The sequence below is a fragment of the Kosakonia sp. MH5 genome (genome assembly GCF_009935945.1).
Classification (GTDB): Bacteria; Pseudomonadota; Gammaproteobacteria; order Enterobacterales; family Enterobacteriaceae; genus Kosakonia; species Kosakonia radicincitans.
The window spans coordinates 1,056,374-1,072,078 of the sequence record NZ_QODH01000001.1 but is presented as its reverse complement, the minus strand read 5'-3'; the positions used below and the strand labels follow the sequence as shown (position 1 = coordinate 1,072,078).

Sequence of the window (15,705 nt, the reverse complement as noted above, 5' to 3'; positions counted from 1 at the left end):
ACAAGAGTAATCACCATCACTAAATACTTGTTCCATAAAACCACATTTAATGCAATGGCATGTGGCCGCAGCCCTATGATGGGTATAGATCGAACGAACCTACAACGAGGAGGCGAGACTCAACTCATGGCCCCGCGCAGTGCTGTGCAAAAGGCGCAGTTACAGCCCTGGATAGGTATAATTTGTGTCACTCCTCCGTTCGCTGCTTCTGAGGGAATAGCATGACCACCATAGGATATACTTGTTATATTAACTTTCTGGCCAACAGGAACAGGCGATTTTGAAACAAATGCTGCTGCATGGAAGGAGGTCGCTAACAACGTCGCTCCAATGATACTTGATACTCTCATATTATTTCTCATCAACGGGGACCAGAGAATCAATCTATACCCTGAGGCCATTTGAACACCAGACGTTATTGCTGAAAAAGTGTTCATATTTATTTCAAAGTAACAACAGTATCTATGCTCAAAAATAGGCCATTTTATGCATTCATCATAGAGCGTGTTGACAGGGCGGACCTGCCCTCCGCGCAGCGTAATAAAGGCTGTTGCATGATGCTTCATGTCTTGTGAAAAAACATTATCGGGTTTCCCGTGTTGCATTAATTTCATTCGTTTCGTCAAACTGCAGCAAACGTCCGGTATTCAGCAGTACAATAAGCGTACTTAGATTATGCAGTATGGCCGCCACCAGCGCCCCGGCGGTGCCAAGAAATCCCATAGCAGCAGCGATGACGATCAGCACTGTCCAACCGAGCCCGATAATCACGTTTACCCTGAGCGTGGCGCGGCATTGCCTGCTCAGCCGTACCGCGGTGGACAGGCGTCGTAAATCGCTGCCGGTTAATACCACATCCGCTGACGCCAGCGCGATATCGGCCCCGTTGCTGCCCATGGCGATACCGACGGCGCCGGCTTTCAGCGCCAGAGCGTCGTTGATACCGTCTCCGACGACCATGGGGCGCCATCCCTCTTTTACCGCCTGATGGACCTGCTGGAGTTTTTCAGCCGGTAGCGCTTCGGCGGTCAGTTCGCCGATCCCGGTTTGTTGCGCGACCCGTTGCGCAGCGATGTGTCGATCGCCTGTCAGGAGAAGCTGACGGTCAATACCCAAGGTCTTAAGTATCGCCATCGCCTCTGGTGCCTCCGGGCGTATGGCGTCATCGAGGAGAAACCAGCCGAGAAACGCGCCATCTTCCGCCACACCGACGACCGGACCATCATGATCGGGCAGGGGAGAGACGTTTATGCGATAGCGTTCAAACAGTTCACGCCGTCCCAGCAGGGCCTGGCCCGCGCTGGTGGTCGCGATCACTCCCATTCCCTGAATCTCCTCAACATCACGCAGCACAGTATCTGTGCCTGTCGGTCTGGCTTCAGCCAGCGCACGGCTGACCGGGTGGTTACTGGCCGCGCCGAGAGCCGAGGCCAACTGTAATACGGCCTCTTTGGGACGTTTCGTGGTGAGAATGATATCGGCAAGCCGTAGCCTGCCCTGGGTCAGAGTGCCGGTTTTATCAATAATGATCGCGTCGACATCCGCCAACTCCTCCAGAAAAGCTGCATTGCGGATCAATATCCCATGCCGTGCGGCCACGGCGATTCCGGCCATTGACGTTGCTGGTGCCGACAGCACCAGGGCACAGGGACAAGCCGCGACCAGCACCGCCAGCATAGCCTGACTGTCATAGGTTAAAAACCAGGTAGTCGCGGCAATCAACAGGACAAGAATAAGGTATTGACCGGCGTAGCACTCTAGCATCCTGGTAATCGGAGGTTTTGCCTGCTCAGCCTCTTTCATCAGGGCGATAACTTTCCCCAGCGTAGACTCCTCGCCCGTATGGATGACCTCCACCCGCAGTAAACCGTTCAGATTCAGGGTACCGCCGAAAACAGACATTCCCGCTGTGACCTCAACCGGGATCGGTTCGCCGGTGATGGAGGCCATATCGATGCTGGCGTGGCCAGAAAGAATACGACCATCTGCAGGAATTTGATCGCCAGGGCGAATGTCTACGATGTCGCCCGGCTGAAGATGCTGGCTGCTAATATTTTCCAGCGAACCATCCTGACGCACACGTCTTGCCCGGCTGTAAGCTAGTCTGCTCAGGCCGGCAATGGCCTGACGCGTACCCATTACGCTTCGTTCTTCAAGGATGTGACCGAAAATCATGATAACCGGCAGTAACGCGGCGGTCATCAGATCGCCCAGCGCCCACGCCCCGAGCATTGCCAGGACGATCAACTGGTCGGTTACGCCGTGCAGATCAGGGTGCAGCAGACTGTGCCAGCCGGCGCGAAAAACGGGCACCGCGACCAGCAGCCACGCGACGCCGGCCAGAATATCGCTGACAGCTGGCTGGCCCGGCGTTATCGCGCGCCAGAGCAGGCTTAATAACAATAGCCCGATGGTGATCATCGCGATCGCGATCTGCCGCGACATACGGTGCTGTTCAGCAGGGGTTTGCAGATCGCTGCTAAAGTGGATATGTCCGTGGCTACACTGGTGACTCATGGTTTTTTCTCGCTGGCAGGCGGCGTGGCGGATTGTGGCGTGAGACCCTGTAAGATTAAACGGCTGTCGTCGCCGGGCGCGACGGCAACGACCTGTCCGGCTTGGGTCAGAATGCGGGTGACGTTATCTCGCCACAGCCGTTGTAATAGCCCCCCATCTGTTCCGTCTTGCAGCACCTGCGCTAACTGCAATATTGTCTGGGTATCGGTACTGGCTTTTGCCAGCGTTTCTTGACGGCTGGCCTGTGCCTGCTGGATCAGACGATCGGCCTGCTGTTGCGCCTGCTGGGCGCGCAACGCTGCCGCGGTACGAGCGGCGGCAATTGTCTGATCGGCCTGTTGGCTGGCGGTCAGCACTGCATTGAATGCCGCAATGGCGTTATCCGGCAACGATGAGACAATGTCTACACGCTCAATAGTTATTCCCGGATCGTTGCCGCTGGCGGCCATTCGCGCGAGGCTTTGCTGCATGTTCTGTTTAAAATCGCTGCGCAGGCGGATACGCTCTTCCGCCGAATGCTGGTCATTCTTCGGTGTCTCAGGCTTTGCCACAAGAATGGCATCCAGATTGCGCTCCATACAAACGACCGCGGCGGCGCGTTCGGCCAGGCGGTCAATCAGCGGATCAATATGTGGGCGTTGTAGCGCGAAACGGATGGGATTGCTGACGCGCCAGAAGACACGCACATCAAGCTGCACGACGCCTTCATCACCTGTCAGTAAGTAACCCGCACCAGCGCCGGCGTCCCCGTCGCGATCCCAGCTATTGACGAGATCCAACTGCTGTTCGCGGCGTAATATCCTGACCTCGCGCTCCATAATTCGTTCTGCGGCTGGCACGCGTTCTACCCGGTCGACCGGGTGCGGCCAGGTAAGCAGCAGACCCGCATTCGCTACCCGGGTCGGTTTACCAAACTGGAAGACTACCGCTCTGCTGTCTGGAGTGACCTCATAGATACAGGATAAAAGCCACGCGCTGGCGGCAATGAGCGCCGTACCATACAGCATAAAGAAGGCGATACGGTAGGACTGTCCCCACGGTGTACGGCCCGGCAATGCTGGTGTCATCGTTTTATCTCTTTCAACGGAGCTGGCTCCTGCACCAGAGTACTGAAAGGGGCCGCGTCAGTACGCAGCACTATGCGGGTACTGGAATTGACAACAGAACGCAGCGTATCCAGCGAGCGCAACAGGTCATAGAGTTGCGGGTCGCTACGCCAGGCTTTACCGTAAATACTGGCCGCGTCGCGCTGGGCGGCAGCAGTAATGGCCGCCGCTTTAACCGAGGCATCAGCTTCAAGAATGCGGGCGTCGCGATCGGCTTTTGAATGGATCTCCGCAGCCAGACGTTTACCTTCTGCGGTACGTTCGGCGGCGATGGTTTCGCGTTCCGCACGCATCCTGTCAACGGTGGCATTCAGGGTTACAGCAGGGAGCGTCAGGCGCTCAATTCCTGTCTGGATAACGTCGATGCCGTAGCTATTAAGCAACTGTGTTTTAAGCTGCGTCTGCAACTGCTGCTCAAGCTGGGCGATTTTGATTTTTTTTCTGTCGACGTTGACGATATCCGACAGCGCGTAGTTGCTGGCGGTGGTTTCCAACGCAGAACCAATAAACGTCCGGATTTGTCGGGTCGCTTCATCCGGCTGGTTTTGTACGGCGCGAATAAAACGCAGCACATCTTTGTCGTCTGATTTTACTTTCCAGATAACCCAGGCCTGAACCAGCACCCGTAGCCCGTCACGTGTGCCTACGTCCTGCAGACCGCTGGATGTGGAGCGAATCCGCAGATCGACATCCAGAGGAGACTCAAAGGGGGCCGGAAGTCTCCATGCCAGGCCAGGCGTGAGAAGGACGCGTACCGGATCGCCAAAGCGGGTGATTACGGTCGCATTGCCGGCGCGGACTTCCAGCAAACTAGCCGTCAGGACGGCAAGCATGACCAGCAGTGCCGCCACGCCGATGCGAAGGGCGCGTTTGCCGGGCAACCGGGCTGGAGGAACATTCCGCCGCTGAATGGCGTTTGGCGCATCTCTGGCAGGGGTTAACGCAGTGATCTTCATTTTGTACTGGCCTTCTGTGGTGCGGTACTGTCTGTTAAGGCGGGATACTGGCGTAGATCCAGTACGGGTTCATTCGCGCCCTGTAGATGATTATCAAGGATCAGAAGCGGCGTATGGGCCAGCGCTTGACTCAGGATCTGGTAGCGTCGCTCGTTGATAAATGCCTCTCCCGCCAGTTGCCATGCCTGCTCTTCAGCGGAGAAATCGGTGGCGGCGGCCCTCGCGCGTGAAAGGTTTTCTGCTGCTGCCGCTTCTGCGGTATCAAAACCGGTCTGGGCCTTGCGTTGCGCCTCATTGTTGACGGTAGCCGCATACCCTTTTTCGCGCGCAATCAGGGCATTTCCCGCAATTTGCGCCGCCTGGACGCCATGATAGGCGTCGGCTGCCCCGGCGGGGGGATGGATGGCTTCAATTCGGGTAAACAGTAATTCCACCCCGGTATTAAGCTGGGTAAGGCGCTGCTGAATGTCCTGGCTAAGCGTGGCCGCCAACGTCACCCGCTGTTCATCAAGTAGCTGGTCGAGCTGTTTACTGGCAAATTGTGCCATTAATACCTGGCGTGCAACGCTGCGTATAAGTACCGGCAAATCCTCTGTTTGATATTTACTGTTAAGCGCATCCCTATCCTTTAGGCCCACGCGCCAGATCACACGTATATCCGTATTGACCATCTGGAAGTTCTGGCTGTCCATGGTGGTACTGGCGATGACCTGCGATTGGTCCGTAGCGTGGCTGTTATCCCACAGACGCCAACTGCTCTGCGGGGCTGGGCCTTCGACACTGTCCGGCTGTGCGGCAGGCTGTTTCGTTTCCGTATTATCGCTAAGCTGTAATTCGTGCACCGCGCCGTTCTCTACCGGGATAACGCGTCCAAACGGCCAGGGTAAGCCGATATGCAGGCCAGGAGAGAGAACGGCTACCGGGCGTCCGAAATGTTCATAGATACCCCGCTGATATAGCTCCACTTCGGTTAAACCACTTAGTAGCCAGCCCAGAACGGCGATACAGCAGGTAACCGGCAGAAGCTTTTTACCCAACAAACGGAACGCCTGAATCTGACGAAGATCGACGCCAAATCGCTGATGAAATGCACCCAATAACAGAACCACCGGCTGCAGCGGCCACCGATACAACGCTGTAAACAGGCTGCGGGTGAGAAAATGGGGTTCGGATTCAGCAGAGAGGGGAAGCGCCATTGCCATCATGGCACGCAGCAGATATTCCAGCGCCATCAGCAAAGCGATGAGGCTACCCAGCTTTATGAGCCACAGGGTCACTGTGAGAGAGAGCGCTGCAATCAGAAATGCCATGGTAAGCAGCAAAAAAATACTCAGGATGGCGCGAACAAGCTCAGTGTGCTGCTGTTGATATTGCCATCCCCGAATCACTTTGAAGCTGAGCATGCGCTCAATAAGCAGCAGGGTAAAACAGAGCAGAATAAAAAAGCCGGTCACTGCCAGCGGGGGAGCACTTGACTGGTCGACGGGCTGCGTGTCAGCGATATTTGCGATGGCAAAAGCGATTGCCAGCAGGGCTGTGATAAGTGTTGTTGCCAGATGTCGGTGAAAATAATGCAGCCAGGCCTGCAGACCCGGCTGCAATAATCGACCTGGCGGGCGTGGCGCAGCAGCTGTTGTTTCAGTAACGGGCTCCGAATCCTGTGGCTCAACGCCTTCACAGCGCAGTGAATTTTCCACAAAGGCCAGCGCCACAAACGTTGTCGCCAGAATTAGACGCGTAGCGGGCAGCCAGAAGCCGGGAACGGAAAATAGCTGCAGGAATAAATAGACCGCACCTGCTACAACCAGAATACAATACAGGCAGGTTTGCACTATTAACAGGCGTCGATACCTCGGGGTTACCTGAGGGGTTCCCGTAGGTAAAGGGGATTGCGACATATTTTCTCCAGTTGACCCGTCCCTGCCCGCATTATTTGGGCATATTTCACCGTCAGTTCTGCTTGCACAACACATCAATGATGCTATGAAATAACATTGACAAAACAAACAAAGCGACTTTGCGACATAGTGTTAAATATTTCGGTTATAAGCGTAATCATTGACGTGATGTTATATTGTAACTATTTGTGTGTTTGTCGGTTTTAAGCCGGGCTTTTGCTGACGGCGGTGTCGCTATAACGCGCGGTTTTGCGAACAAGATGCAGGGCTGGTTACTGCCAGTCATAACCTGCCCGGCCTGGAACAAAGCCCGGCTTTTCCGCGTTACCTGCATGTTGAAATGACCTGCGTTACGATAGGCAGCTTTGCTTATTTTCTTTTTAGCGCCGCGGGTACTGGCGTGGCGGGCAAGGTGAGCGTCTGATATGCCTCACGAATTGTTGAAAGCGGCGAGACAAAATAGTGGTAAAGGGTGAATCGCCACGGATAATCTGGACGACTTATAAGTCGTTGATAATATTGATTTTAATATTCCGTCGGTGGCATCTGATCACTCGAACTATGCGGACGCTTACGGTTATAAAACATTTCGATGTAATCAAAAATATCACTGTGGGCTTCTTCCCGCGTTCCGTAGATCTTTTTCTTTATCCGTTCGCGCTTCAGTAGCTGGAAAAACTTTCTGCAACTGCGTTGTCGTGACAGTTATCACGACGGCTCATACTGCCCTCCAGTCCATGTGATTTCAGGAACGACTGCCACTCATGGCTTGTATACTGACTACCTTGTTCAGAATGAACCAGCACCTGTTTTTGAGGATTACGTCGCCACATGGTCATCAGAATTGCATTCAGGACAATATCTTTTGTTATCCGGGGTTGCATCGACCAGCCGATAACTTTGCGCGAGAACAGGGCAACAACCACGGCCAGATATAGCCAACCTTCGTGAGTTCGGATGTACGTTATGTCCGTTACCCAACGTTCCTCCGGTACGTCCGGGTTCAACTGCCGCTGGAGCCTGTTGGGCGTCATGATACTGGCTTCGCCCTTACGTGCCTGTGGGCTACGGTACCCGACCGGAGCCTTTATCCCGGCACGCTTCATCAGCCGCCAGACCCGGTTAATCCCGCACTGTTGCCCTCTATCCCGCAGGTCGGGATGGATCTTGCGATAGCCATAAACGCAACGGGACTCAGCCAGAACTGTTTGATTTGTCCCGTTCGTCAGTAACCCGCTTCAGTTCCTTCTGGAGTCGGCGGATCCAGGCCTGAGCATCTGACTGTTCTTTGTTACTGGAAGAGCCCGGCCCGTACTTCTTTATCCAGGCGTAAAGACTGTGGGTGGTGATATCGAGACGTGTTGCAACGCTGGAAACAGAATAGCCACGCAACCTGTTTGACTGCTTCAATTTTAAACTCTTCGGGATAACGCTTACCACTCATGGGCACCTCTCTTTCAGCCATCTTAAATGACTCAGAGGTGTCTGTTAAACCTGTGGCGATTCAGTCGGTCATATGATTATAAGACCAATAATCCTTGCTATTTTTCCTGGGGGAAAAGCACTGGCGGGGTAAGAAGGGAGCCCCGGCGTACTCAGACGCCGGGACTGTGTTATCAGAACGACTGCAGCGTGCTGATCTTCCCTTGCTGCCAGTTGACTTCCGACTGACGCAGCGCGTTGCTGATATCCGCCAGTTTGTCCGACGGCAGTGTCTTCGGCAGCAGGTCTACGCCCACGCTGGAGATAATCTGCCCGTAGGTGTTACGCAGCTCCGCGTAGGCCAGGTCCTGACGCAGATCGGCGTTCAGCGCATTCAGTTCGCCCTGAATTAGCTGCAACTCACCGATGCTATTGGCTTTGTAGCGGTTACGCAGTTGCTGAACGATTTGCCCGTCCAGATCACGCAACTCTTCGCTGGTTTTATACTGACGCAGCGCTTCGTTGTAGTTGGCGCGCGCCACGTACAGTTGCGCCATGATCGCCAGCGACATCGCCTGACGCTGCAACTTGCCCACCTGCTCGTTGGCCTTCGCCGCGCTGTGCGCAGCCGGGCCAGACATCAGGTTGAACAGGTTCCAGGTGGCTTTCACCCCCACGTCGGCCCAACTGTTGTTGACGAGGAATGAGTTGCTGTCATAGTGGCCGCCTGCGCTAATCTCAATACCCGGCAGCATACGCAGCAGCGCTTTACGGGTTTCGGCGGCGTTAATGCGTACCTGGTAATCCTGCTCACGCAGTTCCGGGCGGCTCACCAGCGCGGTCTCTTCCAGGGTTTTCTGATCCACATTCAACTGCGGAACCGTCTCGTCACCGCTGGCGGGCAGAGCCAGTGTATATGGCGTGTCCAACGGCAGGTTCATCAGTGTGGCAAGTTCGGTTTTCGCCAGCGACAGCGCACGGCGCTGCTCTTCCAGTTGGCGGGTGGCCTCAATCAGCGCACGGCGGTAACTCAGGGCTTCAACCTGGTCGCCGACCTGCTGGGCGGTCATCCGCTCGCTAGCTTCACGCGCCTGGTTTACCCGGTCAATCAGCGTATCGATCTGGCCCAGCAGACGCTCGGCGGCAACTGCACGCCAGTAGGCGGAACGGACATCCTGCAAAATGGTGTGTACCACCTTGCGTTTACGTTCTTCGGCAATCCAGCGCTGATCCGATTGCTGTTTCGCACTGACGTAGCTTACGCCAAAGTCGAGCACGTTCCATACCATCGTCAGGTCCGCCACATCGCGGTCACGATCTTGCGAGGTGGATGGTTCCAGAGAGGTTTGTCCGGTTTCCACGCTGCGGCTACTGGAGGCGCTGGCGTTGTTGCGCCCTACGTAGCCCGCCGAAGCCGCCAGCTTTGGCAGCATGTCATAACGGGAAAGATCCAACTGCTGTTGGGCCAGCGCGCTTTCCATGACTTTTAAGCGCGACTCAAGGTTATATTTTAGTGCGCGGGCCATCGCGTCATACAGGGTGATCGGCGCGGTAACCGGCTCCTGCTGGCTGAACATCGCTACTCGATCCTGCTGGCTGCGCTGTTCGCTCTCTTTTTTGGTAATCGGGTCGCTGGTCACGGCACACCCATTTAGCGCCACGACCAGTACGCTCAGAGCAAAAAGCTTGCGGCCTTTACGCATCATTTCGCTGCCACTCACAGTTGTCACCACCGACAACCGGTTTGCCACCATCACGTTCATCATAGAATTAACGCCTTTTACTGTAGTCTTGTAGTTATTAGCCCTGCTGCTGGCCCAGGTCGTACAACGCCTGTTCAATGGCTGACAGACGTTGTCCTTCAGCATCGCCAATGTGTTGTAATTGCCGGTGGAACGATGGGATAAACGCGGCTGTCGCCTGTTCTTGCCCCTGTTCTGTCACTCCCTGTGCATGCAGGTTGATATCTTTCCAGCTACCGCCAGTAAACACTTCCATCGGAGTCAGTGAAGGCAGATAAATGCCGGAGAAAACGCTGGCCAGCGACGAGCTGCCACCCAGCGCCGGATCTTTGTTAAAGCTGGGGAATGAGCCCAGCGAACTCTCAAAATGGCTGCCGAACGATGAACCGGGCCCGAAGACATTCGCCACTTCGCTCTTCGTCGCATCTCTCCCGCTTGCCCCATCGCTGCTGGCACCGAAGATGGAGGCCATCATCGAACCGCTCCCGGCGGTGCGTCCGGCATTAAAGCTGCCGAGAGAGGCGGGGGTAATCAATATGTTGAGCGGCGGTGCGGCAGCCTCCTGAGGCTGGATAGTGGGTGTTTGGCTGTCCACCGGACGTGGTCCGTTCGTACCATCTGAAATACGGAACTGCGGATCGCCGCTGGTAATGCCTGCGCGGGTAACCGTCAGGCTAAAGGTGGTGCTGATTGACGTGTTCCCGGCATCGGTCGCGGTAACCCGAATGACCAGACTACCGATATCGGCGTTGCCCGGTGTGCCAGAAAACGAGCCTTTCGCGGGATCGAAGCGCAACCAGGCAGGCAGTGCGGAACCGTCCGCCTGCGTCGCGCTCAGAGTTAAGGTGTCGCCATCCGGATCGACAAAGGTGCCAGCCGGGACGGTGAGGTTAAAGCTGCCGTCTTGCGCCACGCTCTGCGGCGGGATCGGCGTACTGAGCACCGGGGCATCGTTCACATTGGTGACCATCAGGCTAAAACTGGTGCTGACCGAGGCGCTGCCATCGCTGGCGGTGATACGAATATTCAGGTTGCCGACATCCGCATTCCCCGGCGTGCCGGAAAACGAGCCTGTCGCGGGATCGAAGTGCAGCCACGCAGGCAGCGGGTTGCCATTTGCCAGGGTGGCGCTCAGGGTCAGCGGGTCACCGTCCGGGTCGACAAAGGTGCCCGCAGGTACGGTAAAACTCAGACTGCCGTCCTGCGCAATGCTCTGCGGCGCAATCGTCGCGCCGATAACCGGCGCATCGTTCACGTTGGTGACGACCAGCCCGAAAGTGGTGCTGACCGACGCATTGCTGCCATCGGTTGCCGTCACCCGAATGGTCAGATTGCCCACGTCGCCATTACCCGGCGTACCGGAGAAGGTTCTTGTGGCCGGCTCGAAGCTCAGCCAGGCGGGCAGTGCCGAGCCATCGGCCAGCGTCGCGCTCAGGGTCAGTGTGTCGCCGATATCCGGGTCGGTAAAGGTTCCCGCAGGAACAGTGAAGTTAAAGCTGCCATTTTGTGCGATGGACTGTTCGGCCACCGGGATGGACACCACGGGCGGGAGATTACTGTTATTCACCGTCAGCCCAAAGGTGGTGCTGACCGAGGCATTACTGTCGTCAGTCGCGGTTATACGAATCGTCAGGTTGCCGACATCACTGTAGCCCGGGGTGCCAGAGAAGGTACGGGTCGAAGGATTAAAGCTCAGCCAGCCCGGCAGTGCCGAGCCATCTGACAGTGTCGCACTCAGCGTCAACGTATCACCGCTATCCACATCGACAAAAGTACCGGCAGGCACGGCGAAGCTGAACGCTATATCTTTGGTGGCGCTTTGGGGACTGACCGTGCTTCCCATGGTAGGGGCATCATTCACGCTGGTTACCATCAACGACGCCTGTGCACTATTGGCGGAGAACGCACTGCTGCCGCCAGAGGTCGAGGTATCCGCAAGACCTTTGCTGCTACCTGCCGTCGCCGTACCACTGGTCTGATCCCACGCGCTGAAACTCAGGGTTGCGGTTTCACCATTGGCGCTGTCCGGTACATAACGCAACTGTGCCGTTGACCCGAGCAGCAGGGCTGCTGAACTGGATACCGTGCCGATATTGAACCAGTTAGCTCCGCTATCGGTGGAATACTGCCAGCCACCGTTCCCTACTGTCGCCGTAATCGCAATGCCGCTGGACGCTCCGCTGTCGACATCCCCATAACCCGCACTGTTGAGCAATGACGATACTGTGGTGGCAGACGATGTTACATCTTCCGTTGTGGATGTCAGAGTGACCGTCGCACCGCTGGATAACGTTGGCGCATCGTTAACCGGCGTTACGTTAAGGGTCATCGTTCCTGTATTAGCGGACAACGCCGTGCCATCGCTGACCTGCCAGGTAAAGGAGGCATAACCCGTGCCGTTGGCGTTCGCGGTCGGGCGGAAGGTCAGTTTGCTGATATCAGCCGCGCTGACCACCGAACCATTGCCCAGTAATGTATCGCCACCGCCACGTACACCGTCGTTGTTCGCGTCAATAAACAGCTCACCCGCGGTTGGTGCTGTGACGATAGTGATGGATTGCAGGGTGTCGCCGTTGTCCACATCGCTGAAACCAAAATCTGCGGCGCTAAAGGTCTGGGCGCTATCCTCATTGATGGTTTTACTGACTGACGTATTGCTGATGATCGGCGCATCGTTAACTGGCGTTACGTTAAGGGTCATTGTTCCGGTATTGCTGGACAACGCCGTGCCATCGCTGACCTGCCAGGTAAAGGAGGCATAACCCGCACCGTTGGCATTTGCGGTCGGGCGGAAGGTCAGTTTGCTGATATCAGCCGCGCTGACCACCGAACCATTGCCCAGTAATGTATCGCCGCCGCCACGTACACCGTCGTTGTTCGCGTCAATAAACAGCTCACCCGCGGTTGGTGCTGTGACGATAGTGATGGATTGCAGGGTGTCGCTACTGTCCACATCACTGAAACCAAAATCGGCAACGCTAAAGGTCTGGGCGCTATCCTCATTGAAAGTCTTGCTGACCGACGTATTGCTGATGACCGGTGCGTCGTTGACCGGCGTGATACTCAGCACCGCCTGATTGGTGCCGCTACTGTTGAGCGAACCGTCATTAAAGGTCCAGTTAAGCGTCACGCTGGACGGTGGATCGTCAGAACTGTTGGCATAGGTCAGGGATTGCAGCACCGCATTCACTATCGCCGCCGTTGCATTGCTATTGAACGTCAGCGTCAGCGTGCCTGAGGAATTCGCCGTGACACTGCCCACCGTCGTACCGTTATAGGTGAAGTTTTGCCCTTGAGTCAGTGCCCCCAACAGTCCGCTATTGCCGAAGGTATCGACACTGTTCGCCCCGCCGTTACGGGCGATTGAAACAGAGGCTCCGTTATAGTTGCCCTGAATATCCAGCTCGGTATCGGCAACAGTGACATCGCTGTCCATCACCACTGCACTGCCTTTTTCAGTAAAGGTCGCGCCGCCATTGAGGTTGCTGAAGACGGGGGCGGTGTTGGTGGTTGAGGTTATCGACGAACTGTTGACCGCCGTCAGGCTACCTGACGTGGCGCGCAGTGCCAGCGTATTGATACTACCGCTGTTGGTGTACTGTATGATAAGCCCGGTGTAGGTGGCGATACCGCCAGACGGCGTTAATGTTACCGTCGTAGCGCTGGCATCATTATCCCCGGAGGTGACCGCCAGGCTATTGACCGTACCATCGACGACGCTGTCGTTAGGGTCAGTCACTGAGAGCACGATATTGGTGGTGTAGTCCTGATCCACCATGCCATTCGCATCGACCGCCTGTACTACCGGCACAGTGGTAAAAATGGCACTTTGTCCATTCTGAATCGCCGTGGGAACGGGCTGGGTGGAAAAAAACAGTCGCGTCGCCACCACATCCGGATTGAGCGATGCAGATGTGGCGCTGACCAGGCTACCGGCCGCCGCCGTCAGTACGAAGTTAGCATCACCATCACTGGCCGAGGTGTACTTCACACCGCTAAAGGTAGCAATACCGTTTGAGGCGGTCGCCTGAGTGGTGCCCGTCAGCGAGCCGCTACCATTTTCGCTTAATGTCACTGAACCGTTAAAATCAGTATCGATATTGCCGCGATCGTCAACGGCAATCACCACCGGCTGGGTGGTGAAGTTAATGCCACTGACCACTGAGGTGGACGGCGATTGGCTATAAATGAGTTTGGTTGCTGCCACATCAATGCTGGCACCACTGCCGTTGTTCACGTTGGCCTGACTACTGGCGAACGTTGAACCGCCGGAGACCGTGGTGAAATTGCTGGCATTTACCGACAATATTACCGTGTGGTGATCGGTGATGTCGTTACTGCTGGTATTGTCGTTGTAATACGCCTTGATGGTGTAAGTTTCACTGCTGTTATCCGCAACCGACAGGTTTAAGCTGGAAAACGTGATTCTGCCGGTGCTGCTGTCGTATGTGCCGACGACGTTAGTGGCATCCGGGCCACTGAGCAGGAACGTCATCTTGCTCAATTCTGATGATGTCGCCGTACCACTGACGTTAGCGTAGAATTGGCTGACATTGGTGGTCGAACCATCAGACGTGCCGAGGTCAGTAAGGGTAAAGTCCAGCAGCGAGGTAGCGCTGGCCGCTGACGTCGCGGTAGTGGAAAATGTCGTTGCTTCGCCAGATGGCCCAGCGGTTACGGTCGATGTCGCATCTACCGAAGAGGCGGCATGAATATTGTTCAATACCAGGTTATCCAGATAGTACTCATTGGTACCGGATGTCGTAATGGTAATGGAAGAAACGCCGACAAAATTGCCGTTAAAGCCGCTGATAGTGGTATAAGACACGCTCCCGGGGAATGGCAGTACTCCACTCTGATTGTCCCCACTGGTCGATTTACTGGATGAAATCGTGTAATTCATGTTGCCGGTGCCATCGGCATTCAATAAGTCCAGTGAAGATAAATCAAAAACATAGCCGGGAATGCTGATGGTGAAGGTCAGCGAATTTGACGAACTGGAACCATCCGTTTGCACGTCATAGATCAGGCTATTGCCGTCACTGTTTAGCCCAGAGAGTACGTTTCCGACAAAATCGAAATGTAGGGTATACCCCCCTTCCTGCCAGGTCTGGTTATTGCCGCCACCGCCGCCAGTACCTGTCTCAAACGTAAAGGTATCCAGCACGTGGGTATAATCCCTCTGTGTGGCGGCGGTTATCGCAATGTCAGTAGTGATCTGACCGACTTGCGATTCCAGCATCCAGTCGCCTTTTAACGCTGTCGACCCGGTCAGGTCAGTGGACGCAGCCACATCAGCTCCGGTGAGCGCTGCCAGGTTGCTAATAAAAGTCTGCCCTTGTGTTCCTTGCGCCACATTACAGCCATAAAGCAGGATATCGCCGGACTCAGTCAGCGACTGGCCGATAGTGGTCAGATCAGTACTTCTCGTAGCGAGCATACTGTCGGTCAATGTGACGCCCCCAAGCGTCAGTCGGCCTTCGCCACCATTGCTGATGATATGGATGGCGTCGTAACCCGTGTGGGTTTGCGCCCATTGCATTATCTGGCTTAACCCATCTTTGTCGGCATCCAGCAGCACCACCTCAACCCCGTCTTTCACGCCGCGGGCCAGTTGCTGGTAATCTGCCACTGCGGTGTCAATAAACACCACTTCTTTATGCGTGGCACTGCCGGTCGCAACCGCAACGCTACTGTCTGCTACGGTCTTCGAATTCTGGGTATCAGTATTGTGGGCGGTTGTATCAACATTGCTCGTTGCATCGGTATTGTGGCTGGTTGTATCGGTGGTACTTTGGCCAGACTGGCCGCTGTCCGTCGACGCGGCTGTCTGTGTCGCTGTATTTTGAGTGACAGCAGTCTCAACCGTGGCGGCGACCGCACCATCAAACAACATACGCGCTTCCAGCATAACGCCCAAAGGTACCTGCTCATGACATGCAGCACCTTGCGGAACCTGACGACTTTTTTTGCTCAGCCAATGACGCCACAACATAATAAGGATACCTTTCAGGAGTAGATTTATTTACAACGCAGACCAGCCTGCGTTATGCCGAACTGGCCT

At 55.5% G+C, this 15,705-nt stretch carries 7 protein-coding genes and 1 pseudogene; all 8 read right to left on the bottom strand.

Annotation, left to right across the window (positions count from 1 at the left end):
• Nucleotides 1-119 precede the first annotated feature (119 nt).
• The 8 genes and pseudogenes from DK872_RS27480 to DK872_RS05025 all read right to left on the bottom strand — a co-directional run bounded on the left by DK872_RS27480 (nucleotide 120) and on the right by DK872_RS05025 (nucleotide 15,636).
• Complete coding sequence (locus DK872_RS27480) at nucleotides 120-614, bottom strand: hypothetical protein (protein WP_227135932.1); 495 nt, start codon at nucleotides 612-614, stop codon at nucleotides 120-122.
• Complete coding sequence (locus tag DK872_RS05055; RefSeq protein ID WP_090397406.1) at nucleotides 583-2,517, bottom strand: cation-translocating P-type ATPase; 1,935 nt, start codon at nucleotides 2,515-2,517, stop codon at nucleotides 583-585. The genes DK872_RS27480 and DK872_RS05055 overlap by 32 nt, the downstream gene beginning before the upstream one ends.
• On the bottom strand, nucleotides 2,514-3,584 hold the full coding sequence (gene hflK, locus DK872_RS05050; RefSeq protein WP_007373633.1) for a protease modulator HflK: 1,071 nt from the start codon (nucleotides 3,582-3,584) through the stop codon (nucleotides 2,514-2,516). The genes DK872_RS05055 and hflK (DK872_RS05050) overlap by 4 nt, the downstream gene beginning before the upstream one ends.
• Nucleotides 3,581-4,579 (bottom strand): SPFH domain-containing protein, encoded by a 999-nt coding sequence (locus DK872_RS05045; protein ID WP_035887336.1) that lies wholly within the window; start codon nucleotides 4,577-4,579, stop codon nucleotides 3,581-3,583. The genes hflK (DK872_RS05050) and DK872_RS05045 overlap by 4 nt, the downstream gene beginning before the upstream one ends.
• Complete coding sequence (gene hflK / locus DK872_RS05040) at nucleotides 4,576-6,477, bottom strand: protease modulator HflK (RefSeq protein ID WP_161518086.1); 1,902 nt, start codon at nucleotides 6,475-6,477, stop codon at nucleotides 4,576-4,578. The genes DK872_RS05045 and hflK (DK872_RS05040) overlap by 4 nt, the downstream gene beginning before the upstream one ends.
• 525 nt (nucleotides 6,478-7,002) lie before the next feature.
• Nucleotides 7,003-7,921, bottom strand: a pseudogene (locus tag DK872_RS05035) (IS3 family transposase).
• A 172-nt stretch (nucleotides 7,922-8,093) separates the two neighbouring features.
• Nucleotides 8,094-9,602 carry a TolC family protein gene (locus DK872_RS05030; protein WP_007373639.1) on the bottom strand — a complete coding sequence of 503 codons (1,509 nt, stop codon included), beginning with the start codon at nucleotides 9,600-9,602 and terminating at the stop codon, nucleotides 8,094-8,096.
• A 97-nt stretch (nucleotides 9,603-9,699) separates the two neighbouring features.
• The gene (locus DK872_RS05025; protein WP_161518085.1) at nucleotides 9,700-15,636 is read right to left on the bottom strand and encodes a putative Ig domain-containing protein; all 5,937 of its coding nucleotides are present in this window, start codon (nucleotides 15,634-15,636) and stop codon (nucleotides 9,700-9,702) included.
• Between the last annotated feature and the right edge of the window lie 69 nt (nucleotides 15,637-15,705).